The 21,033-nt window shown below is 60.2% G+C and carries 21 protein-coding genes and 1 pseudogene; 15 read left to right on the forward strand and 7 right to left on the reverse strand.

Going from position 1 to position 21,033, the window contains the following annotated elements; genetic code table 11:
• The first annotated feature begins 28 nt into the window (after positions 1 to 28).
• From HMPREF3104_RS09665 to hisC, 5 genes are read left to right on the forward strand one after another with little or no spacing between them, the layout of a single operon-like run.
• Positions 29 to 1,249, forward strand: coding sequence for an MFS transporter (locus tag HMPREF3104_RS09665; RefSeq protein WP_070495472.1), 1,221 nt, complete (start codon positions 29 to 31; stop codon positions 1,247 to 1,249).
• Between the two features lie 10 nt (positions 1,250 to 1,259).
• Positions 1,260 to 2,714: a bifunctional UDP-N-acetylglucosamine diphosphorylase/glucosamine-1-phosphate N-acetyltransferase GlmU gene (glmU, locus tag HMPREF3104_RS09670; RefSeq protein WP_070495475.1), complete on the forward strand. Its 1,455-nt coding sequence runs from the start codon at positions 1,260 to 1,262 to the stop codon at positions 2,712 to 2,714.
• 5 nt (positions 2,715 to 2,719) lie between these two features.
• Entirely contained in the window at positions 2,720 to 3,697 is a 978-nt protein-coding gene (locus HMPREF3104_RS09675) for a ribose-phosphate diphosphokinase (RefSeq protein ID WP_052204972.1), read from the forward strand.
• A gap of 49 nt (positions 3,698 to 3,746) precedes the next feature.
• Entirely contained in the window at positions 3,747 to 5,099 is a 1,353-nt protein-coding gene (locus HMPREF3104_RS09680; protein WP_070495478.1) for an amino acid permease, read from the forward strand.
• Positions 5,096 to 6,193 carry a histidinol-phosphate transaminase gene (hisC, locus tag HMPREF3104_RS09685; protein WP_052204975.1) on the forward strand — a complete coding sequence of 366 codons (1,098 nt, stop codon included), beginning with the start codon at positions 5,096 to 5,098 and terminating at the stop codon, positions 6,191 to 6,193. Before HMPREF3104_RS09680 ends, hisC begins: the two co-directional genes overlap by 4 nt.
• Here hisC and HMPREF3104_RS09690 read toward each other — a convergent pair.
• On the reverse strand, positions 6,084 to 7,370 hold the full coding sequence (locus tag HMPREF3104_RS09690; protein WP_083279067.1) for an alpha-hydroxy acid oxidase: 1,287 nt from the start codon (positions 7,368 to 7,370) through the stop codon (positions 6,084 to 6,086). The two genes, hisC and HMPREF3104_RS09690, sit on opposite strands and share 110 nt — an antisense overlap.
• A 302-nt stretch (positions 7,371 to 7,672) precedes the next feature.
• On the opposite strand from HMPREF3104_RS09690, the gene HMPREF3104_RS09695 reads away from it, so the two are divergent.
• From HMPREF3104_RS09695 to HMPREF3104_RS09705, 3 genes are read left to right on the forward strand one after another with little or no spacing between them, the layout of a single operon-like run.
• Positions 7,673 to 8,311 carry a 50S ribosomal protein L25/general stress protein Ctc gene (locus HMPREF3104_RS09695; RefSeq protein WP_070495481.1) on the forward strand — a complete coding sequence of 213 codons (639 nt, stop codon included), beginning with the start codon at positions 7,673 to 7,675 and terminating at the stop codon, positions 8,309 to 8,311.
• Positions 8,312 to 8,329: 18 nt separating this feature from the next.
• Positions 8,330 to 8,878: an aminoacyl-tRNA hydrolase gene (gene pth, locus HMPREF3104_RS09700; RefSeq protein ID WP_070495484.1), complete on the forward strand. Its 549-nt coding sequence runs from the start codon at positions 8,330 to 8,332 to the stop codon at positions 8,876 to 8,878.
• Between the two features lie 4 nt (positions 8,879 to 8,882).
• Positions 8,883 to 9,692: a fumarylacetoacetate hydrolase family protein gene (locus HMPREF3104_RS09705; RefSeq protein ID WP_070495487.1), complete on the forward strand. Its 810-nt coding sequence runs from the start codon at positions 8,883 to 8,885 to the stop codon at positions 9,690 to 9,692.
• Between the two features lie 18 nt (positions 9,693 to 9,710).
• Here HMPREF3104_RS09705 and HMPREF3104_RS09710 read toward each other — a convergent pair whose 3' ends face one another.
• Entirely contained in the window at positions 9,711 to 10,610 is a 900-nt protein-coding gene (locus HMPREF3104_RS09710) for a nitronate monooxygenase (protein WP_070495489.1), read from the reverse strand.
• Here HMPREF3104_RS09710 and pth (HMPREF3104_RS09715) point away from each other — a divergent pair.
• Positions 10,609 to 11,184 (forward strand): aminoacyl-tRNA hydrolase, encoded by a 576-nt coding sequence (gene pth / locus HMPREF3104_RS09715; RefSeq protein ID WP_070495492.1) that lies wholly within the window; start codon positions 10,609 to 10,611, stop codon positions 11,182 to 11,184. The two genes, HMPREF3104_RS09710 and pth (HMPREF3104_RS09715), sit on opposite strands and share 2 nt — an antisense overlap.
• A 10-nt stretch (positions 11,185 to 11,194) precedes the next feature.
• The gene (locus HMPREF3104_RS09720) at positions 11,195 to 11,773 is read left to right on the forward strand and encodes a DUF6891 domain-containing protein (protein WP_083279053.1); all 579 of its coding nucleotides are present in this window, start codon (positions 11,195 to 11,197) and stop codon (positions 11,771 to 11,773) included.
• A 16-nt stretch (positions 11,774 to 11,789) separates the two neighbouring features.
• Here HMPREF3104_RS09720 and HMPREF3104_RS09725 read toward each other — a convergent pair whose 3' ends face one another.
• Positions 11,790 to 12,338: an NADPH-dependent FMN reductase gene (locus tag HMPREF3104_RS09725; RefSeq protein WP_070495494.1), complete on the reverse strand. Its 549-nt coding sequence runs from the start codon at positions 12,336 to 12,338 to the stop codon at positions 11,790 to 11,792.
• A gap of 21 nt (positions 12,339 to 12,359) precedes the next feature.
• Between HMPREF3104_RS09725 and HMPREF3104_RS09730 the strand changes: the two genes are divergently transcribed.
• Positions 12,360 to 13,946, forward strand: coding sequence for a peptide chain release factor 3 (locus tag HMPREF3104_RS09730; protein ID WP_070495497.1), 1,587 nt, complete (start codon positions 12,360 to 12,362; stop codon positions 13,944 to 13,946).
• On the opposite strand, the gene bioD is transcribed toward HMPREF3104_RS09730, so the two are convergent.
• Positions 13,933 to 14,625 carry a dethiobiotin synthase gene (bioD, locus tag HMPREF3104_RS09735; protein WP_070495500.1) on the reverse strand — a complete coding sequence of 231 codons (693 nt, stop codon included), beginning with the start codon at positions 14,623 to 14,625 and terminating at the stop codon, positions 13,933 to 13,935. The two genes, HMPREF3104_RS09730 and bioD, sit on opposite strands and share 14 nt — an antisense overlap.
• Positions 14,622 to 15,887 (reverse strand): adenosylmethionine--8-amino-7-oxononanoate transaminase, encoded by a 1,266-nt coding sequence (locus tag HMPREF3104_RS09740; RefSeq protein WP_070495503.1) that lies wholly within the window; start codon positions 15,885 to 15,887, stop codon positions 14,622 to 14,624. Before HMPREF3104_RS09740 ends, bioD begins: the two co-directional genes overlap by 4 nt.
• Positions 15,888 to 15,967: 80 nt before the next feature.
• On the opposite strand from HMPREF3104_RS09740, the gene HMPREF3104_RS09745 reads away from it, so the two are divergent.
• Complete coding sequence (locus HMPREF3104_RS09745) at positions 15,968 to 17,365, forward strand: peptide MFS transporter (RefSeq protein ID WP_070495506.1); 1,398 nt, start codon at positions 15,968 to 15,970, stop codon at positions 17,363 to 17,365.
• Here HMPREF3104_RS09745 and HMPREF3104_RS09750 read toward each other — a convergent pair.
• A complete protein-coding gene (locus HMPREF3104_RS09750) occupies positions 17,310 to 18,467 on the reverse strand; it encodes a YihY/virulence factor BrkB family protein (protein ID WP_070495508.1) in 1,158 nt (385 codons plus the stop codon). The two genes, HMPREF3104_RS09745 and HMPREF3104_RS09750, sit on opposite strands and share 56 nt — an antisense overlap.
• 125 nt (positions 18,468 to 18,592) lie before the next feature.
• Here HMPREF3104_RS09750 and HMPREF3104_RS09755 point away from each other — a divergent pair, with 125 nt between their 5' ends.
• The 3 genes from HMPREF3104_RS09755 (at position 18,593) to HMPREF3104_RS09765 (ending at position 20,749) form a co-directional block, all read left to right on the forward strand.
• Complete coding sequence (locus HMPREF3104_RS09755) at positions 18,593 to 19,036, forward strand: DUF2871 domain-containing protein (protein WP_052204993.1); 444 nt, start codon at positions 18,593 to 18,595, stop codon at positions 19,034 to 19,036.
• Positions 19,037 to 19,053: 17 nt separating this feature from the next.
• Positions 19,054 to 20,283, forward strand: a complete 1,230-nt coding sequence (gene pepT / locus HMPREF3104_RS09760; RefSeq protein WP_070495511.1) for a peptidase T — start codon at positions 19,054 to 19,056, stop codon at positions 20,281 to 20,283.
• Between the two features lie 103 nt (positions 20,284 to 20,386).
• Positions 20,387 to 20,749: a hypothetical protein gene (locus HMPREF3104_RS09765; protein WP_168156372.1), complete on the forward strand. Its 363-nt coding sequence runs from the start codon at positions 20,387 to 20,389 to the stop codon at positions 20,747 to 20,749.
• Here the strand turns inward: HMPREF3104_RS09765 and HMPREF3104_RS09770 are convergent.
• Positions 20,732 to 21,033, reverse strand: a pseudogene (locus HMPREF3104_RS09770) (hypothetical protein); the annotation flags it as partial. The gene HMPREF3104_RS09765 and the pseudogene HMPREF3104_RS09770 overlap by 18 nt on opposite strands.

The following is a 21,033-nucleotide window of genomic DNA, read 5'->3' on the forward strand; positions in this document are numbered from 1 at the left end:
TTTCTGCACTAGGACTACTATCCGCAGTATGAACAACCAGCCTCGCACGGAAGAGCACACGGAAGAGCGCAACGCCCGTCGTTTCATTTGGTCCAACGGCCTGCAAAACATTGGGGATCAGATTGTTGCGCCGAAAACGGTCCTTCCCTGGTTGTTTTCCGCGGCAGGTGTTCCGCACGTGTTCACCTCGCTGCTCGTACCGGTGCGCGAGTCCCTGTCGATGTTGCCGCAGGCATTTTTGAGCCCGTGGGTAACCTCACAGCGCTCGCGCAAACGAGTATGGCTGCTCGGCTCCTGGGGTCAGTTTGCGGCAGCCATGGGCATTGCGATCAGTGCCTTGCTTTTCGACGCCACGTTGCTCGGCCTTTTCACCATCATCCTGCTTGCCGTCCACGCGACGTTCCGCTCGTTGTGCTCGATTGCTGGCAAAGACGTCCAAGGAAGAACGATTTCCAAGGGCAAGCGTGGTGAGATCACGGGGCGTGCAACCGCCCTTGCCGGCGCGTTTACGCTGGCGGTTGGCGTGGGGCTCATGTTCGTTGACGTGTCGTTGCACGTGTTGCTGTTTGCAGGCGCGGTGACGTGGGCGTTGGCGTCTTTGGTGTTTCAAAGCATCGATGAGCCAGAGCCGGAGGACTCCAAGAAAGACACGGCGAGTTTTCGCGATATTTTAGGGCTGGTCAAGGAAAACAAAGACCTCCAGCGCTTCCTGGTGGTGCGTTCCCTGATGCTGGTCACGGCACTGTCTACGCCTTTTATTGTCGTGTTGGCCAGCCAGGCGGGTGCAGACCTTAGGGGACTTGGCGCATTTGTCATCGCCTCAGGCGGCGCAAGCCTGCTTGGTGGTCGCATCTCGGGCCTGTGGTCGGACCGCTCCTCCAAGCTGACTATGGCGTGGGGTGCAGGCGTCGCGTCTGTTGTGCTGGTGCTGCTGGTGTTGAGTGCTTCAACGCTTCCAGACGGCGTAAATGCGTGGGTAATGCCGCTCGGGTTCTTCCTGGTCAACCTGGCACACACCTCGGTGCGCGTCAGCCGCAAGACATACCTGGTGGACATGGCGGAGGGGGATACCCGCACGCTGATCACCGGTGCTTCCAACACGGTGATGGGCATCGTGCTCCTGGCCGTCGGTGCACTGTCTTCCGCGATCTCGCTTCTGGGCCCACAGGCGGCACTGATCTTCCTGGCAGTAGTTGGTGTTGCCGGCGTTGTTGGCGCATCCCGGTTGAAGGATGTTTCTAAGCGTTAAACTGTGCGGCATGGATTCTAAGAAGCAACGTGCCGTAGTTGTCCTCGCAGCTGGCGCCGGAACCCGCATGAAGTCGGACCGGCAAAAGACGCTGCACGAAATCGGCGGGCGCAGCCTGTTGTCCCACTCCCTGCATGCTGCCGCTGGCGTGCACCCGAACTACCTCGTTGCCGTGGTTGGCCACCAGCGTGACCAGGTCTCCCCTGCCGTGGAAACCATTGCCCAGCAGATGGGCATTGAGGTCCGCCAGGCTGTCCAGGAGGAACAGCACGGCACCGGGCACGCAGTCCAGATTGGCCTGAGCGCCATTCCGGATTTCGACGGCACCGTGGTGGTTACCAACGGTGACGTTCCGTTGTTGACGGCGGAGACGATTGAGCGCCTCGTTGAAAAGCATGAGCACGAGCACGCTGCTGTGACGGTGCTCAGCCTGGAGTTTGACAACCCCACCGGTTACGGGCGCATCATCCGCGACGAGGCGGGCGAGGTCCAGCGCATCGTTGAGGAAAAAGACGCCACCGATGAGCAGCGCCGCGTCCGCGAGGTTAACTCCGGTGTGTTCGCCTTCGACGGTGCTGTGCTGCGTGAGGCGCTGACCCACCTGAACACGGACAACGCGCAGGGTGAGCTCTACATCACGGATGTGTTGAGCATTGCGCGTAACGACGGGCGGAAGGTCTCCGCCTTCATCGCCCCCGACGCACGCGAGCTTGCCGGTGTCAACGACCGTGTCCAGCTTGCCACCGCTGGTAAAGAACTCAACCGTCGCTTAGTAGAGCGCGCGATGCGTGCCGGCGCCACCGTGATCGACCCGGACACCACCTGGATTGGTGTGGAGGTAGAGATCGGCCGCGACGTGATCATCCACCCGAATACGCAGCTGTGGGGATCCACTGTGGTCGGGGACCGCGCCGAAATCGGCCCTGACACCACCCTGACCGACATGGAGGTCGGCGCAGGCGCGAAGGTCGTTCGCACCCAGGGTGAGCTCGGCGTGATTGGTGAGGAAGCCACCGTCGGCCCATTTACCTACATCCGCCCCGGCACAGAGCTTGGCGCACGCGGCAAGCTCGGCGGCTTCGTGGAATCCAAGAACGCCAAGATCGGCGAGGGCTCCAAGGTCCCGCACCTGACCTACATCGGGGACGCTACCGTGGGCAAGCACACCAACATCGGCGCAAGCTCCGTGTTTGCGAACTACGACGGGGTAAACAAGCACCACACCACCATCGGGGATTACTGCCGCACCGGCTCGGACACCATGTTTGTCGCACCATTGACCATTGGTGATGGAGCGTATACCGGCGCGGGTACAGTGGTCACTGAAGATGTGCCAGCAGGTGCGCTGGCCATCAAGGAAGGCCGCCAGCGCAACATCGAAGGCTGGGTGGAAAAGCGCCGCCCGGGCACCGATGCAGCTGAGGCTGCAAAGCGAGCACGCGAAGCGTCTACGGAAGGGCGATAACTTACATGACTGGATACTCGACGGAAAGCCACAAGGACCTCAAGCTGTTCACCGGCCGGGCCCACCCGGAACTTGCTGAAGCTGTGGCCAAGGAGCTGGGGATTGATCTTGTCCCCACCACCGCCCGTGACTTTGCAAACGGTGAAATCTTCATCCGTTTCGAGGAGTCTGTCCGCGGCTCTGACTGCTTTGTTATGCAGTCCCACGCACAGCCGCTGAACAAGTGGCTGATGGAGCAGCTGATCATGATTGACGCGCTGAAGCGTGGCTCCGCAAAGCGCATTACCGCGATCCTGCCGTTCTACCCGTATGCTCGCCAGGACAAGAAGCACCGCGGCCGTGAGCCGATTTCCGCCCGCCTGGTGGCAGACCTGCTGTCCGCAGCTGGCGCTGATCGCATCGTATCTGTGGACCTGCACACGGATCAGATCCAGGGCTTCTTTGACGGCCCGGTGGACCACATGCACGCCCAGCCGATCCTGGTGGACTACATCAAGTCCAAGTACTCGCTGGACAACCTTGTCGTGGTCTCCCCGGACGCAGGCCGCGTGAAGTCCGCTGAGAAGTGGGCCAACATGCTGGGCGATGCGCCGATGGCCTTCGTACACAAGACCCGCGACATTGACGCCGCGAACAAGGTTGTCTCCAACCGCGTCGTCGGTGAGGTTGAGGGCAAGGACTGCATCCTTATGGATGACATGATTGACACCGGCGGCACCATCGCCGGCGCTGTAGGCGTGCTGAAGGAAGCAGGCGCTAAGTCTGTGGTGATTGCATGTACCCACGGCGTGTTCTCCGACCCGGCTCGTGAGCGTCTGAGCGATTGCGGTGCCGAAGAGGTCATCACCACCGATACCCTGCCGCAAAACACCGAGGGCTGGAAGAACCTCACGGTGCTGTCGATCGCTCCACTTCTGGCAAAGACCATTCATGAAATCTTTGAGAATGGTTCTGTTACCACTTTGTTTGAGGGCCAAGCCTAAGCCCTAGGGCGCTCGAAGGGTGGTCAAGGGTGCTCGCTACAGTGAGCCCATGACCACTCTCGAAGAAACAGGGTTGCAACGGCGGGTGAAATCCCGCCAGTTGCAGATGATCGCCTTCGGCTCAGCAATTGGCACGGGCCTTTTCCTTGGCTCCGCCGACTCCATTCAATATGCGGGTCCGGCGGTGCTTGTGTCTTTTGCCATCGTTGGCGTCATCGTGTTCTTTCTCATGCGCATGCTGGGAGAGATGGCGGTAGAGCACCCGACCTCTGGTTCTTTCGCAGCGTATTCGCGTGAGTACATCGGCCGCTGGGCAGGGTTTATCACCGGCTGGAACTGGTGGTTTACCACCATCGTGGTGGGCATGTTGGAAATGACCGCCCTGGGTACCTTCTTGGATTTTTGGTTCCCGGGCTTCCCCCACTGGATTACCGCGCTGGTGTCCCTGATTGTTGTTTTAGGCCTGAACCTGCTCCGTGTAAGCGTGTTCGCTGAGACCGAGTACTGGCTTTCCCTGGCTAAGGTCACGGCTCTTGTCCTGATGATTATCTTGGGGCTGCTGCTTGTGTTTGGCCTCGGTCCGGAGCCGGCAATTGGCACGCAGCACCTCACCGCGCACGGCGGTTTTATGCCAAATGGGATAAGCGGCGTGATGTTTGCTCTGGTGGCGGTGACGTTTACGTTTGGCGGCATCATGTCCATCGGTACCGCCGCGGGTGAGGCTGACGACCCGGACCACGCTATTCCCCGCGCTGTGCGCTCCGTGATTTGGCGCATCCTGGTGTTCTACATCGGCGGTATTGGCACTATTTTGCTGCTTGCCCCGTGGAATGAGCAGGAGTCCAATGAAAGCCCGTTCATCCGTGTGCTCACTGGCGTTGGATACGAAGGCGCGGCGACGTTGCTCAACGTGGTCATTGTTATCGCCGTCGCCTCCGTGCTCAACACCATGACCTATTCCGGCGCACGCACCCTGCGCGATCTGGCGCGAAGCGGCCAGGCCCCGGCTGCGCTTGCAAAAACCAGTGAAAAGGGGCTGCCCATCAACGCTTTGCTGTTCAACGGCGCGTTGATGGGCGTGGTGGTCATCTTGAACTACTTCTTCGAAGGCAAAATCTTTGCAGTGCTGTTGGCCATCATCGTGGGCACGGAGCTGATCACCTGGGCCGGTATCTGCGTGTCGCACCTGAACTTTCGTAAACGCATGGACGCAGCCGGCAAGGAGTCGCACTTCAAGGCGCCGCTGTACCCGGTTTCCAACTGGATCTGCATCGTATTCTTTATTGCGGTACTGGCAATGATGGCGTACCTGCCGGAGTACCGTATGGGCCTGTTCACGCTTGTGGCGTGGATTTTGACACTAACCATCATTGGCAATGTGAGAAAGAGGTGGGTCAAGTGATCCGCAAAGATCTTGAACAAGTAGCCGCCTATGTACCCGGCGCCCGCAATGACAAGGCAGTAAAACTGTCCTCCAATGAGATTGCAGAGGGCCCGCTACCCAGCGCTCATGAGGCAATGGTGGCGTCATTGTCACAGATCAACCGCTACCCGGATATGGGCGCAGTGGACATCCGTGCGGCTATTGGCGCGCACTTGGCTCTTCCAGCTGAACAGATTGCGGTTGGTACCGGTTCGTCTGCCTTGTGCCAGCAGTTGGTCTACATCACGGCCCAGCCTGGGGATGAAGTGGTCTTTCCCTGGCGCAGCTTCGAGGCCTACCCCATCTTTGTCAAGGTGGCTGGTGCAACACCGGTAACCGCGCCGTTGACTGAGGATTACCGGCTGGACCTTGATGCGCTGGCCGCCGCAGTAACTGAGCGCACGAAGCTGATCTTCGTCTGCAACCCGAACAACCCCACCTCAACCACCATTACCACCCAAGAGTTCACCGACTTTATGGCGAAGGTGCCGAAGGACGTTCTCGTGGCGTTGGATGAGGCCTACTTTGAGTACAACCAGGCTGCTGACACCCCGGTGGCTACCGAGGAGATCCTCAAGTACCCGAACCTGGTTGGGCTGCGTACGTTCTCCAAGGCCTACGGTCTAGCGGGCGCGCGCATTGGGTACGCGTTTGGCCCCGCCGAGATCATTGAGGCGCTGAACAAGGTGGCAGTGCCGTTTTCGGTGGGCATGGTCGCCCAAACGGGTGCGCTTGCTTCACTCGCTGCCGAAGATGAGCTGGCACGCCGCGTGGAAGAAACCGTTGCCCAGCGCGAGCGCGTCGTTGCTGCACTTGCGCCGTTTGGCACGCCGGAATCACAGAGCAACTTTGTCTGGATCCCGGCGGCTCAGCTTGGCAGCGATCCCCGCGACGTTGCCACACGCCTCGCCGAAGCCGGCGTGCTGGTGCGCCCGTTTGATGACGGTATCCGCGTCACCGTGACTAACGCAGAGGAGACGGATGCGTTTCTTCGTGCGTGGGACGCCACTGTGACTTCACCTGTGAATCCCACTGTGGCTTCACCTGGCCAGAACCCTTCAGCTGCTCAATAGTGCTGATGCCCATCAGCGCCATTGAGGTGCGCATCTCCTGCTCAAGGATCTCAATGACGCGGGTCACGCCTTCCTCACCACCGGCCATCAGCCCGTAGAGGTAGGCGCGACCAATGAGTACGAAGTCTGCACCGAGGGCAAGGGCTGCGATGATGTCGCTGCCGTAGAGAATGCCGGAGTCCAGGATGATCTCTACGTCTGGGCCAACCGCTTCTCGGATGCCCGGCAGGGCTTGGATAGATAGCGGTGCTTTATCCAGCTGGCGGCCACCGTGGTTGGATACCACCAGGCCGTCTGCGCCGGCGTCGATCATGCGTAGCGCGTCCTCGGGCGTGAGCACACCCTTGACAAAGAGCTTGCCCGGCCAGACGGAGCGGATCCACTCTAGGTCTTCCATGGACAGGTCAGGATCAAACATGTTGTTGATCAAAGACGGCAGGTCTGTCGCCGAATCGCTCAGCGACGCGAACTTCAGCGAGTCCGTGGTCAGGAAGTTAAACCACCATTCCGGGCGGTAGGAGGCGTCCAGCACCGTTTTCAGCGTGAGCTTTGGCGGGATGGTCATGCCGTTGCGCGCATCACGAAGACGCTGACCGGTCACCGGGGTGTCCACCGTGACCAGCAGGGTATCGAAGCCGTTGTCCCACGCACGCTTGACCAAGTCCAGGGACGCTTCCTTGTCTTTCCACAGGTAAAGCTGGAACCAGCGGCGGCCCTCCTGCGATACCTCGGCAACCTCTTCAAGGGAACGGGTGCCCATGGTGGACAGGGAGAACGGGATCCCGGCGCGGCGAGCCGCTGCCGCTCCCCCGTTTTCGCCCTCGGAGTGCATGAAGCGGGTGAACCCGGTTGGGGCGATGCCGAAAGGCAGGCTCGTCTTCTTACCGGCAATGGTGGTGGACAGGTCGATGTCTGGTGTTGGGGCTAGCACGCGTGGGGTTAGTTCGACGGAGTCGAAGGCTTCGCGTGAGCGTCGATAGGTAAATTCGCTCGCGGCGGCACCATCGACATAGTCAAATGCCGGCGTGGGGGTCCTGCGCTTTGCAATCTTTCGCAGATCAGGGATGTCGGCCGCCTTGGACAAGCGCGCATCCCTGCGGTTCAAGCTGGGCAGGGGGAAGTTCAGCAGACTGAACAGTTCTTTTGGATCCGGCAGCTGGCGCTCAAGGCGAGCCATGGAAAACACACGCTCCTTAGAGAAAAACTATTTCAAACATGTTTCAAACATGAAAAATTCTACAAGGGCGGTTTTGGGAAATTCGTTCCACCCTATGGGAACTTCTGAGGCAAGGCTCCATTTGGCTGGGCGGGGGTGACTTGTTAGGATGTGACGGTCTCGGCGAGGGCTGTCATGGCCGTTATCGACGCGATAGTAGAGCAGACGTTCCTGCGATCACTCGACGAGCACACCCGTCCATAGTGGTCGCAGATTTTTTATGTCCTCGCGGCCCGAATACCAAAGTTTAAAGGAGCATACCGATGGCTATTACCCCTACGGTTGTGAAGGCTGAGAAGCGCGAAGAGTTTGGCAAGGGTTCCGCCCGCCGCCTGCGTCGCGACGGCAAGATCCCGGGCGTCCTCTACGAAAAGGGCATCGAAAACGTCCACTTCGCGGTTGACCGCATCGAGATGACCGCAGTTGTGCGTAACGAGGGCGTCAACGCCATTGTTGAGCTGGAGATCGACGGCGAGAAGCTGCTGGCCATGGTGAAGCACGTGGACCAGAACGTCCTGACCCTGGAGATCGACCACATCGACCTGTTCGGCATTAAGCGCGGCGAGAAGGTTACCGTCGAGGTTCCGGTTGTTCTTGAGGGCGAGGCTGCCCCGGGTGCTGTTGTGCTCCAGGAGGCGGACGTGATCGAGATCGAGATCGACGCTCTGTCCATCCCGGACGAGCTCACCGTGTCCATCGAGGGCAAGGAGATCGGCGACACCCTGCACGCTTCCGACGTGAAGCTGCCGGAGGGCGCAGAGCTCATCTCCGACCCGGAGACCCTGGTTGTCAACGTCACCTTCGAGCAGGTTGATGAGGAGCTCGAGGCTGAGGCTGAGGCTGCTGAGGAAGGCGGCGCTGATGCTGGTGCTGAGGCTGCTGAGGAGACCGAGTCTGAGTAAGCCCTCTAAGATGGTCGCGTGACCATCTTGATTGTTGGCCTGGGAAACCCTGGTCCGCAGTATGCATCCACACGCCACAACGCTGGCGTGATGGTGATTGATGAGCTGCTGACCAGGGTTTTACCTATGCCTGCGCAGCTTTCTGCACATAAGAAAACCAACACGGAGATCGCGGAGTTGGCCGCCGGCCGCCTGGTTGCGAATGACCAGGTGGTGTTGGCCCGCACGCGCAGTTTCATGAACGTGTCTGGCGGGCCGGTCAAGGCGTTGATGGATTACTTCCGCGTGCAGCCGAAGGATCTCTACGTGGTCTATGACGAGCTGGATCTTGATTTGGGTGAGGTCAAGCTGCGAGTCGGCGGCGGCGACCACGGCCATAATGGCTTGAAGTCCGTGACCAAGGCCGTGGGGAACACGTATAACAAGCTGGCAGTGGGTATTGGCCGTCCCCCGGGGCGTATGGCGCCTGCGGATTATGTGCTGAAGCCGTTTGCCGCCAAGGAGCAGATAGAAATCACAATTGCTGCCGCAAACGCCGCCGATGAGGTGCTTCGCCAGCTAGGGTAGCCCCATGAGATTGGCTACACTTCGCGCTGAAACTGGCACTTCGGCAGCCCGCATTGTCTCCGATTCGGAGGTGGTACTCCTGCCGTTTGAGGACGTTGGCGCGCTGCTCGCCCAGGAGAACTGGCAAGAGCTTTCGCTTGTCGACGCTGCGCCGACGCCCTTTACCCCCACCGACCTGGCACCCGTGATCCCGCGTCCGGGCAAGATCATTTGCGTCGGCCTGAACTATGCCAAGCACATCGAGGAGATGGGGCATGAGCGCCCGGACGTGCCCACCTTGTTTATCAAGTTCCCAGAGGCGCTGATCGGCCCGTATGACGATGTTGAGGTGCCGAAGTTTAACGCGGAGTCCTTGGATTTTGAGGGCGAGCTCGCCGTGATCGTGGGCAAACATGCGCGCCACGTGAAAGACGGGGATGCCTACATTGCGGGCTACTCCGTGATTAATGATTACACGCAGCGCACCTACCAAAAGCGCACCCAGCAGTGGCACCAGGGCAAGTCTCTAGAGAAGACCGCCGGTTTTGGCCCGTGGTTGGATACTCAGTGGCGCCCGGGGCCTGCCATCACCACCACGCTGGATGGCGAGCAGATGCAGCACTCCCCCACCGATGACCTGGTGTTTTCTCCGGCGAAGCTTGTAGAGTTCATTTCGCATATCTACCCGCTTGCCCCAGGAGATGTGATCGCTACCGGCACCCCGGACGGCGTGGGTCACGCACGCAACCCGAAGCGCTACATCCAAAACGGCGAGACGGTGCGCGTGGAGATCGAGGGCCTCGGCGCTATTGAAAACACCACGCGCGTGTACTAATCGTGTACTAATCGTGTACTAATTCGGCGTTAACGCCTGCTCGATCTCGCGTGCGGGTGCGGCCATGAGCTTGCCACGGTCTGCGCCGACCAAGCAGTAGTCATTACCGCTGGTCATCGGGCGCAGGTAAGGGTACGTCGGCGGCAGGTTCGGGTTGGCGCGAGTGAATTCGGTTTCCACCCCGCTGGCCCAGCGCCCGGAGAAGGCGCGTGAGGTAACCGCAGGCGCATCACTTTGCAGCAGTTCGCGGTTGCGGGCACTCGTCCCGGCTTCATCTGCAAGAAGAAACGCGGTACCACAGGCGACTGGGACGTCGAACCTATCTTGCACCCTGGCAACGTCTTCGGCCGACCTGATGCCGCCGGCGGCGATCACGGGACCTGTGGCAAACACAAGCAGCTCCTCCAGCGGGCGTTGATCCGGGTCGTCGTGCTGGTTCCACGTGCCGCGGTGCCCGCCAGCAAGCGGGCCTTGGACGATCATGCCGTCCACTCCCCTGCGCTTTGCTTCTGAGATCTCTTCCGGGCTGGTCACGGTTGCCCACGCCTCAGCGCCAACGGCGTGCAGCTGAGCAATCTCCTCCTCACTGAAGCAGCCGAACGTAGACGAGACCACTGCGGGCGCCGCCTCAAGCACTAGGGCGAACTTCTCTGCGTATTCAGTGGCGTAGTCAGAGGTGACTTCGGGAATGGGTTGGTTGAGGTGGGTGGCGGTGGCGTGGACGTCGGCAAGCAAAGGCTCCGGCTGCGGCACAAAGAGGTTCGCACCAAAAGGCGGTGTGCATGCGGCGAGCCACTCGCGGGCCTGTGCGACCGTACACGTGCCAAGCGGGATGAAGCCGAAGCTCACTGCGTTGACCAGCGCGGGTGTGGACGGCCCGCCTGCCATGGGTGCTGCGATCACTCGGGGAAAGTCCATGCGTACATTATGGGGTGTGTTTGGATTTTTCAGACGGAAACGCACCCCGAAGTCCCCGAAAGCCCCGAAGCCCCAGCAAGCCGAGTGGCTGGTGGTTGGTCTTGGCAACCCCGGGGAGAAGTATGCGACGACAAGGCATAACGTGGGTTTCATGGTGGTCGATGCGCTGCCGGACATTGACCGCGCCGCGGTGATCAAGCCGCAGACGTTTATGAACCTCTCCGGTGAGGCGGTTGCTCCCCTTGCGAAGAAGCTGGGTGTGCCGGCGGAGCGGATCATTGTGGTTCATGATGAGCTGGACCTGCCTGTGGGCAAAGTGCGCGTGAAACGCGGCGGCAACGAGAATGGCCACAACGGTCTAAAATCGCTCACCGAGCACCTTGGCACGCGCGACTACCTGCGGGTTCGCGTGGGCATTGCACGCCCGCCAGCTGGGGTTTCGGTGCCGGACTGGGTGCTTTCGCCTATTAGCGCTGACGTGAGCGACCAAATCGAACTTGCCGCCAAAGCCGTCCAGTTGATTATCAGCGAAGGCCTAGAAAAAGCCCAGAATGTGATCCACGCAACTAAGTAGACTGTGGGGCATGAGCTACCACGCCATGACCAACAGCACATTCCCACCCGCCGACGGCATTTATGAAGCCGAAGATGAAACCACCAGCCAGATTTCCCTCCTGCTCTGCCACGGTTGGAGCCCCGATGTCATCAGCTCCTGGTTGGAGGACGAGATGGAGTCCGACCCAGCGCCGCTGATTGATGAAGTCAGCGAAGAATACGCGCGCCTTGTGCCCGAGGCCTCCGAGGACGCCAAGCGCATCGAAGCCCTGCACGAGGCGCTGGCGAAGCGCAACCTCTCGTTCTCATTTGATGAGGGCTATGACAAGGGCGATGCCGTCGAAGATGGCGGCGAGCGGGCCGAAAAAGCCGGCCACCGAGGCTATACCTACTGCACCCAGCAGGACGTGGACCGTGTCATCCACACAGGGGATCTCCTCTTCGGCTTTGGGGATTACGAAAATCCGAGCCTTGAAACAGATGCCGAAGTTGCCGCCCTGGTTGTTGAAGAGCTCAAAGAGGTCGGCTTTTCCCCTGCGTGGGACGGCAACGCAAATAGGCGTATCGCCTGCTCAGACGTTGTGTTTGAGGTGCCGCTGGCCGACTAGGCCTGACTGGCCCTGGCTAGCTCAGCTGCTGCTCAATATCGCCCAGCACCGTTTCCAAAGACTCGACTTTCACGTCGCGCGGCGCGAATGCGCCGTCCTTGACGTCGTCGAAGATGGACAGTGCGACCTGGTTGCGGATGTCAAACATGGAGAAGTTGGCCACGATCACGCGCCAGTGCTCCACCGCACGGATCGCACTGTCCGCGCCGTAGCCCACGAACGCCACCGGCTTGCCTCGCCATTCAGCGCCGAGTGAGTCGACGGCGTTTTTCATCGTGCCGGGCACCGAGTGGTTGTACTCCGGGGTGACAAAGATGTAGCCGTCGCAGGCATCCACGGCCTCCGACCAGCGGGTTACCGCTGGATCCTCGTATTGCTTGTTTGCTGCCCCCGGCGGCATGGTGGCTACCAGGTGCGGCACGTCGAACTCGCGCAGGTCCAGCAATGTGTACTCAAAACCTTCGCGGTCTTGTGCCTTTTCCATCACCCAATTGGCTACTACTTCACCGAAGCGGCCTTCGCGGACGGAACCGAGAAAAACACCAATAGTTTTCTTTTCACTCATACCAACTACTGTATTTAATTTATGAGCACTGTCGCCGAAGCCAAACGCCGCCGCACGTTCGCCGTCATCGCCCACCCCGATGCCGGTAAGTCCACGTTGACGGAGGCGTTGGCGCTGCACGCACACGTAATTTCGGAGGCTGGTGCGGTGCATGGCAAGGGCAACCGCAAGTCCACGGTCTCTGACTGGATGGATATGGAAAAAGAGCGCGGTATTTCCGTTGCGTCTTCTGCCCTGCAGTTTGAGTATGCACCGGACGGTCACGAGGGCGAACCCTACGTGATCAACCTGGTGGATACTCCTGGTCACGCGGACTTTTCCGAGGACACCTACCGTGTGCTTTCCGCGGTTGACGCGGCTGTCATGCTTATCGACGCCGCAAAGGGCCTCGAGCCCCAAACCTTGAAACTCTTCCGCGTGTGCAAGGCCCGCGGTTTGCCCATTGTCACGGTGATTAACAAGTGGGACCGCGTGGGACGTGAGCCGCTGGAGCTGGTGGATGAGATTGTCACCGAGATTGATCTGCAGCCGACCCCGCTGTACTGGCCAGTTGGTGAAGCTGGCGACTTCCGCGGTCTTGCGCACGTTTCCGCTGATGGCGAGGTGGACGGTTATGTGCACTTCATCCGCACCGCCGGCGGTTCCACCATCGCACCCGAGGAGCACTACTCTCCCGACGAGGCTGCGGCGAAGGAGGGGGATGCCTGGGAGACCGCACTTGAAGAGGCGGAGCTTTTGCTTGCCGACGGCGCCGTGCACGACCAGCAACTCTTCGAACAGTGCATCACGTCCCCGATCATTTTCGCCTCTGCGATGCTGAACTTTGGCGTGCACCAGATCCTGGACACGCTGTGTGCGATCGCGCCAGCGCCCGTTGGCAAAGAAGATCGTGAGCTGAACGATGAGTTCTCCGGCGTGGTGTTCAAGGTGCAGGCTGGTATGGACCGCAACCACCGTGACACGTTGGCGTTTATGCGCGTGGTTACTGGTGAGTTTGATCGCGGCATGCAGGTCACGCACGCCCAGTCCGGCAGGACGTTTTCCACGAAGTACGCGCTGACGGTGTTCGGCCGTTCCCGTGACACGGTGGAAACCGCCTTCCCCGGTGACATCATCGGCCTGGTCAACGCGGGTTCCCTTGCGCCTGGCGACACGATCTTTGCCGGCAAGAAGGTCCAGTTCCCGCCAATGCCGCAGTTCGCGCCGGAGTACTTCCGCACGCTGCGTGCGAAGTTCCTTGGCAAGTACAAGCAGTTCCGCAAGGGCTTGGATCAGCTGGATGCCGAGGGTGTTGTGCAGATCCTGCGCAACGACACTCGTGGTGACGCAGCTCCCGTCATGGCCGCGGTCGGCCCGATGCAGTTCGAAGTCATGCAGGCTCGCATGGAGTTGGAGTACAACGTGGAGACCATCACGGAGCCAATCCCCTACTCCGTTGCACGCCGCACCGACGCAGATTCCGCGCCCGAGTTGGGACGCCAGCGTGGCGTAGAGATCTTCACGCGTTCCGACGGCGAGCTCATCGCCCTGTTTGGCGACAAGTGGAAGCTTGCCTTCGTGGAGAAGGAGCACCCGGAGCTGACGATCGAGCCGCTTATTGCGGATTAATCGCTTCGGTTATTGCTTCAGTAACCGCCTCACCAATCGCTTCCCAGGCGGTTGCGGCGAACTGTTGCGGGTCAAGCCCACCGCAGTTCACGGGCAGGTGGCCCCAGTAGGGTGTGCCGGTAACGCAGGGCAGTTCTGCAACGTTCAGGCGCGTGGCCAGGTCGGGGTGTTCGGGCATGGCGCCGCCGATCAGTCCGAGGACGTCAAGGCCCATGGCTCGCGCCTGTACACACGTGAGCTCTGCAAGGTTGAGACTGCCTAAACCCAGTGATGTCACAACTACTACGGGTGCTTTGAGGGCTTGCGCGATATCTGCAAGCGTGTAGTCATCCGCTAGGCGCACAAGCAGCCCACCTGCACCTTCAACGAGTACGACGCGCTCAGGCGCATCCAGGCTGCGCACCCAGTCTGTGACTTCTTCAAGCGTTGGCGTCGCAACGCCTGCGCGCCGTGCCGCAAGGTTCGGTGCGAGCGGTTCGGGGTAGCGCCAACGCTCAAACGTTGCTACTCCCGCAAGGCGCCCAACGGTAGATGCATCACCGTGGCCGGGCGCTTCCCCAGTTTGGATGGGCTTTGCGGCAACCACATCAACACCGCGCTGCGCAAGCACGCTTGCAATCGCAGCCGTTGCGACCGTTTTCCCAACATCCGTATTTGTCCCAGTAACTGCAATGATCATGCGATGCTCTCCTTCACTGCCGCTGCAACACCGCGGCAGATCTGCGCGATCTCTTCGCTGGTGCAGATGTACGGCGGCATGGTGTAAATCAGTCGACCAAACGGGCGGATCCATACGCCTTGGGCCATGGCCGCTTCGGTTGCTTCCCGCATGGGCGCGTTGTGTTCCAGCTCAACAACACCAATTGCGCCAAGTACTCGCACGTCAGCAACCCCCGGAAGCGAAGCCAGCGGCCGCAGCCCGGCCTCAAGCTCGGCTGCGATGCGCGGCACCTGCATTTGCCACGTCCCTTCAGCAAACATGGCCACGGATTCCGCAGCCACGGCGCACGCGAGCGGGTTGGCCATAAACGTCGGGCCGTGCATAAGCGCTTTGGGCTCCATGCCGCGTGCAATTGTTTCGGTGGCAAGTGTCGCCGCAAGTGACATAAACCCACCGGTCATCGCTTTGCCCAGGCATAAAATATCGGGCACAACACCGTTGGACAGTGTGGTGAACAGTTGGCCTGTGCGGCCGAACCCGGTGGCGATTTCGTCGGCAATAAGTGGGATGCCAGCATCATCACAAAGCTTGCGCACCCCCTGCACAAGCTCCGCATCGTGAAAGCGCATCCCGCCGGCGCCCTGAACCACCGGCTCAATAATGATCCCGGCGATCTTCTCATCAATCAGGGAACCAAGATGATCCAGGTAGTGGGCATGTTCGCTTGCCGACGCCCCACGCACCGGCGGCACCTCCGCAAACACCTGGGGCTTGAGCGCATCCCCCCACACGGCGTGCATGCCGCCCTCCGGGTCGCACACACTCATCGTGGCAAACGTGTCACCGTGGTAGCCAGAACGCCACGTGAGAAACGTCGTGCGTTCGGGGTGCCCTTGGCCGATGGCGTACTGCAGCGCCATCTTCATCGCCACCTCCACGGAAACTGAGCCCGAGTCTGAGTAAAACACCTGGCTGAAATTGTTGCCGGTGAGGTTGAGCAAGCGTTGCGTCAGCATTGCCGCAGGCTCGTGCGTAAGGCCCCCGAACATGACGTGGCTCATTGTGGAGATTTGTGATTCTGCGGCGGCAACCAGGCGCGGGTTGGAGTGGCCGTGGGTGGCGGCCCACCAGGATGACATGGCGTCGATGAGCACGCGGCCGTCGACAAGCCTGATGCTCGTGCCGGCAGCACTGGCAACGGGGTAGGTGAATTGGCCGGGCTCGGCGTAGGGGTGCCAGATGTGTGCGGCGTCGATGGCGGCGATGTCGCGGGCGTGCATTAAAGCCTTCCTTGAACGCTGTTCAACTTTCTTGTGAAAAACGATCCTAACACCGCCGTAGGTGTTGCATACTGCTGTTCATGCAAAAAATTGAACACCGTTCAAGCGTGGTGGCCGCCCTTGCCGGCGTGGAAGCCTGGGAGCGCTTCAGCTTCTACGGCATGCAGGCAATTTTGGTCTACTACCTCTACCGAAACCTAGGCATGGCAGAGGCCGATGCCACGGCACTTATCGGCGCCTACGGTGCAAGTTTGTACCTCTGCACATTTGCGGGCGGCTGGATCGGCGACCGGGTCCTAGGCCCAGAACGCACCTTGCTCACCGGCTGCGGATTGCTGGTCGCTGGCCACGTTGCGCTCGCGCTGATCCCTGGTTTTACGGGCGTTGGCGTGGGCCTCATCTTGGTGGCGCTTGGTTCCGGTTTCCTAAAAACCGCAGCGATCACGCTGCTCGGTATGGCGTATCCGGCGTCCTCGGGTCGCCGTGACGCTGCGTTTCAGATCTTCTACCTCGGTATTAACCTCGGCGCACTTTTCGGCCCGCTACTTACCGGCTGGTTGTCCGAACGCTACGGCTTCCACGTCGGCTTCGGTGCCGCCGCAATCTTGATGATCATCGGCGCGATCTTCTATGCCGCGCTGCGCCCTCGCGTTATCGACGCACTGGGACGCGATGCGATCGGCCGCCCCACCCACACTGCCCCAGCACGCACCGTCGCCTCGGCCGTTGTGTCCACAACCGCCCTAGTCGTGCTTGCAATTGTTTTTCTGCCCCCGGCACGGCTTGTTCTCATCCTGTTGGTATGTACCGTCGCGGCTGCAGCCGCATTGTTCATCCAAGCGCTGACCTCCCCGAACACCACCGCGGCGGAGCGAGCGCGCGTGCGCCAGTTCATTCCGCTCTTTGTGTGCTCGACCGCGTACTGGGGTCTGTTCGCACAGACCGCTGGCGTCTTTGCGGTGTATTCGGACCAGCGCCTAGACCGAACCATTGGCAGTTTCACCGTGCCGGCATCCTGGATGCAGTCCCTGAACCCGCTCTACATTTTGCTCTTCTCCCTGCCCATCGCGGCACTGTTGAGCCGCTTTTCGCCGCGCAAGCACACGGTGATGGGTGGCGGTTTGGCACTCGCTGGCGCTGGCATGTTCATTCTGTTGCCGTTTGTCGGCGCGACGGCGCCAATTGCTGCGCTAGCCGCATGCGTTTTGTGCATGTCGCTTGGAGAGTTGTTCATCGGCCCCATCGGCATGTCCTCTACCGGCGCATACGCACCTGAGGCGTTTCGCACCAGGTTTTCAGCGCTCTACTTCCTCACCATGGCTATTGGCACCTCGCTTGCGGGTACCGCGTCATCGTTCTACGACCCCACCGATCCTGCTGCTGAACGTGCCTACCTCATCGCAGTCGGCATGGTGCCGGTGGTTATTGGGTTGGCGGTTGTGGTGGGTGCATTGCGGCGTCGTCAAGCTGCTGCGTAGTGCTCTCCTGAAGGATTTCGGCGGCGGCACGGTCGGTCCAGCGCCTGGTTTGCAACCGCCAGGCAGCTCCCCGGTTGGAGCGCGGCGGCGCCTGGATGTTGCGCCTTGCGTCCATGCCAGCCTGCAGTTCCTTGGAGCGCAGCACTTCGGCGTCTATTTTCACGCCTTCTAACAGCACAATGTTCATCAGCCAGATCAGCGCCAGCACAGCAAGCACCGTTCCGAATGCCCCGTAGGTAGTGCGGATGCCAACGTACTTCAGGTACAGGCCAAACGACATCCACAACCCCGCGATCACCAGCAGCGCGGTTGCTGATCCCAGAGTGAGCACGCGGAAACGTCCCGGTTTTACGTTTGGCGCAAAGTAGTACAGCACGGACACCAACGCGATGGATACCACCGCAATGACCGGCCCGCGCAGATAAGCCCACACCGGTAAGAAAATGGAGGTCAGGTAGTCCAATTCCTCCTGCAGCTGCAGTGGTCTGGCAATCGGGCCAAGCACCGCGTTCACAATGGAATCGGTCAGCAGCGCACCAAGAATGATCAGCACCGCACCAACGACCATGACCAGCGTGACCAGCCACATGGTTAGCCAGGTCGCCACTATCGGACGGCCCTCTGTGCGGCCGTAAATAAGGTTCGCGTTGCGCGAAAAAGAACGCACGTACGCCGAGGCGGACAGCAGCGAGATAATCACGGACACCGCAAGCGCGATGGTGCTTTCCGCCGGCGTGCCAACAATAACGGAGATTAACCGGAATGCGTCCTCTTGTAGTTGCACCGGCACGTACTGGGCAATGAGGTCCGCGATGATGGAATCAGCCATCTCGTCGCTACTAGGCATGAGCAGGCTGAACATGGAGTAGGCGGCGAGCAGCATCGGAGCTACCGACAGCAGGGTGTAATAGGTCAAGGTAGCGGCACGGTCCACCATTGCGTCGTTGGAAAAGTCTGTGACCACGCGACGGAAGAGCGATTTCCACCCGGCACGCGTAAGTCGGTTATCGCGCCGCAGCGGTGTCTCGTAGTCATACGGGGTGACAACCAGGTCGCCAGTGCCGTACGACACGACCATATCCACGCGGTGCGATTCAGACATACTGGTCACCTTATACACTCACTCACAGCGTGCGAGGTGGCCGCCGCATCGGTTTTCAGGTTGCACGTTTTCTGGTAAAACCGTAGATGAAGTTCACAACATGTTGTTGCTAAAAGGAGTTTTTGATGAAGTCCCTCTACAGAGCCGCAGTCTTCTACCTCGCATTCGGCCTCATCTCCGGCGTGTTCTACCGCGAGTTCACCCGCGCCAACGACTTCCCGGAAGGCCAGTTCACCCAGCTCGGCGTCACGCACACGCATCTTCTGGCACTGGGCTTCATGATGTTCCTCATCTTCCTCGCCTTGGAAAAGGTCTTTACCTTTTCACGTGACAAGAAGCTTTTCAACGCTTTCTTCTGGCTATACAACGCTGGCTTACTCACCACCGTCGGCATGCTGATCTTCCACGGCTCCCTGACAGTGCTGGGTAAGGAGTCGGGTGCGGCAGTTTCTGGCATCGCAGGTTTGGGCCACATCATGCTCACCATCGCGCTGATCATCTTCATCGTGCTGCTCGGCCGAGCAATCGATAACCCCGTTCGCTCCCCTGAGGCAGCACCAGCAAACTAACGCGCTACCCTCGCGGCATGAGCACTCTCACACCGATCCAGCAACGTCTCACCGACCGCTTCTTCCGCTACGTCCGCACGGAAAGCCAATCTGACGCATCAGCAAGCACGGTCCCGTCCACCGAAAGCCAGTGGACGTTCGCGCGTTTGCTTGTCAGTGAGCTCACCAACGCCGGGGCCACCAACGTCCACCTGTCGGACACGTGTGTGGTCACGGCCAAGATTCCCGGCACCGGCAAAGGCCCTGCGATCGGCTTCTGCTCCCACCTGGACACGGTGGATGTCAACCTCTCCCCAACGGTGAACCCGCAGCTCACTCACTTCGACGGCAGCGACATTTGTCTCAACGCCGAACGTGATCTGTGGCTGCGCACCGCCGAACACCCGGAACTTGCAGCGTACAAGGGCCAGCCGATCGCCCACACGGACGGCACGAGCGTGCTTGGTGCGGATGACAAAGCCGGCGTGACCGCCATCATGGAAGCAGTCACCGAACTTGGCGGCCAGGCACCACAGGGAGACATCTACATCGCGTTCGTCCCAGACGAAGAGATCGGCCTGCGCGGGGTGCGCACCATTGACTTCGACCGCTTCCCCGTCGACTACGCCTACACCGTCGACGGCGGTGAACTCGGCGAGGTTGTTGAGACCACCTTTAACGCGGCCACCGCCACCATCACCATCGCAGGCGTGAGCGCCCACCCGATGAATGCGAAGGGCAACCTGGTCAACCCGATCACGTTGGCGATGGAGTTTGCCAACCAGCTCGACCCACAGGAAACGCCCGAGCACGCCGAGGGCCGCGAGGGCTTCATCTGGCTCAACCACATCGACGGCAACCAGTCCACCTGCACGATGCAGTTGAGTATCCGCGACCATGACCGTGCAGGATACGAGGAGAAGAAGCAACGTCTGCGCTCGCTTGCCAGCGATCTTGCCGACGCCCACCCGCGCGCCACCATCACCTGCGACATCGAGGATGTGTACGCGAACATCTCCGATGCTAAGACGCCCGAGAACTCCGTCGGCTCCGAGCGTCTCCACGCGACGATGCGCCGCCTCGGCATCGAGGCCAAGGAGATTGACATGCGCGGCGGCACCGACGGGTCGTGGCTATCCAACCAGGGTATTTACACCCCGAACTATTTCACCGGCGCGCACAACTTCCACTCGATCTACGAGTTTTTGCCGGTGCCCTCCCTCGAGCGCTGCTACGAACTCACCCTCGCCTTGATGCGCGGAGAATAACCATCCGTTTGGCCCTGCAATCACGTACTTTGCGCACGATGCCTAAATTCCTCTACCGAGCGCTTGTGCGTCGTGTTCGTTAGTACCACTAGACTCGCTGCACATGGGTTTCTTTGACCGATTTTTCAACCGGGTTCCAACGGTTCGGGTGGCACACCTTTCTGTCCACACCGCCAACCTTTCGCCGGACACTGATGAAAAACTGGTCATTATTACCACTACCCCGCCGGGTCTCGACGCGTTGCGGAAGTTTCGGGGCCCGGTGCAGTTGCTTGCCGACGCCCCCACGTCCCGCCCCGTCACCTTCACCCCCACCGATTCCGCTTCGGATCCAACACTTGATCCAAAAACCGGGTGGATTATTCCGGTGACCGACCAAACCGCAGCTGAGCTGGCCGCACTTCCACCTGGTCCGGGCCAGCACGAGCTGGAAAGCATCCATCTTGGGCTAGTGGTTGAAGATTAACTGCTGTATTTCTTCCGGCCATTCGTCTTCCGGTGCGTATTCTTCGTCCCAACCATCCTCAGGTTCTCGGACAGGCGGTGTCGGCCCGAAAAAGTCTGATATTTTCGGTTCCCTCACCGGCTCCGGCAGCACCGCCTTGATCGGGAATATAAGGCCGTATTCTTCCTCCAACGCTGCGATCTGAGCATTGGCCAGGTCAAGGTCGTGGTGGTTATCAAAATCATCCAGTATTTTGTGACCCTTGGCGTAAAACTGCGCCACTTTATTACGACGCTGGCACACTT

The sequence above is a fragment of the Corynebacterium sp. HMSC30G07 genome (assembly GCF_001806945.1).
Lineage (GTDB): Bacteria > Actinomycetota > Actinomycetes > Mycobacteriales > Mycobacteriaceae > Corynebacterium > Corynebacterium riegelii.

What these genes read in the sequence shown, in the direction of transcription:
- HMPREF3104_RS09665 (WP_070495472.1), top strand. Translation starts at nt 29, where the DNA reads ATGAACAACCAGCCTCGCACGGAAGAGCACACGGAAGAGCGCAACGCC.
- glmU (WP_070495475.1), top strand. Translation starts at nt 1,260, where the DNA reads ATGGATTCTAAGAAGCAACGTGCCGTAGTTGTCCTCGCAGCTGGCGCC.
- HMPREF3104_RS09675 (WP_052204972.1), top strand. Translation starts at nt 2,720, where the DNA reads ATGACTGGATACTCGACGGAAAGCCACAAGGACCTCAAGCTGTTCACC.
- HMPREF3104_RS09680 (WP_070495478.1), top strand. Translation starts at nt 3,747, where the DNA reads ATGACCACTCTCGAAGAAACAGGGTTGCAACGGCGGGTGAAATCCCGC.
- HMPREF3104_RS09690 (WP_083279067.1), bottom strand. Translation starts at nt 7,370, where the DNA reads ATGGCTCGCCTTGAGCGCCAGCTGCCGGATCCAAAAGAACTGTTCAGT.
- HMPREF3104_RS09695 (WP_070495481.1), top strand. Translation starts at nt 7,673, where the DNA reads ATGGCTATTACCCCTACGGTTGTGAAGGCTGAGAAGCGCGAAGAGTTT.
- HMPREF3104_RS09705 (WP_070495487.1), top strand. Translation starts at nt 8,883, where the DNA reads ATGAGATTGGCTACACTTCGCGCTGAAACTGGCACTTCGGCAGCCCGC.
- pth (WP_070495492.1), top strand. Translation starts at nt 10,609, where the DNA reads ATGCGTACATTATGGGGTGTGTTTGGATTTTTCAGACGGAAACGCACC.
- HMPREF3104_RS09710 (WP_070495489.1), bottom strand. Translation starts at nt 10,610, where the DNA reads ATGGACTTTCCCCGAGTGATCGCAGCACCCATGGCAGGCGGGCCGTCC.
- HMPREF3104_RS09720 (WP_083279053.1), top strand. Translation starts at nt 11,195, where the DNA reads ATGAGCTACCACGCCATGACCAACAGCACATTCCCACCCGCCGACGGC.
- HMPREF3104_RS09725 (WP_070495494.1), bottom strand. Translation starts at nt 12,338, where the DNA reads ATGAGTGAAAAGAAAACTATTGGTGTTTTTCTCGGTTCCGTCCGCGAA.
- HMPREF3104_RS09730 (WP_070495497.1), top strand. Translation starts at nt 12,360, where the DNA reads ATGAGCACTGTCGCCGAAGCCAAACGCCGCCGCACGTTCGCCGTCATC.
- bioD (WP_070495500.1), bottom strand. Translation starts at nt 14,625, where the DNA reads ATGATCATTGCAGTTACTGGGACAAATACGGATGTTGGGAAAACGGTC.
- HMPREF3104_RS09740 (WP_070495503.1), bottom strand. Translation starts at nt 15,887, where the DNA reads ATGCACGCCCGCGACATCGCCGCCATCGACGCCGCACACATCTGGCAC.
- HMPREF3104_RS09745 (WP_070495506.1), top strand. Translation starts at nt 15,968, where the DNA reads ATGCAAAAAATTGAACACCGTTCAAGCGTGGTGGCCGCCCTTGCCGGC.
- HMPREF3104_RS09750 (WP_070495508.1), bottom strand. Translation starts at nt 18,467, where the DNA reads ATGTCTGAATCGCACCGCGTGGATATGGTCGTGTCGTACGGCACTGGC.
- HMPREF3104_RS09755 (WP_052204993.1), top strand. Translation starts at nt 18,593, where the DNA reads ATGAAGTCCCTCTACAGAGCCGCAGTCTTCTACCTCGCATTCGGCCTC.
- pepT (WP_070495511.1), top strand. Translation starts at nt 19,054, where the DNA reads ATGAGCACTCTCACACCGATCCAGCAACGTCTCACCGACCGCTTCTTC.
- HMPREF3104_RS09765 (WP_168156372.1), top strand. Translation starts at nt 20,387, where the DNA reads ATGGGTTTCTTTGACCGATTTTTCAACCGGGTTCCAACGGTTCGGGTG.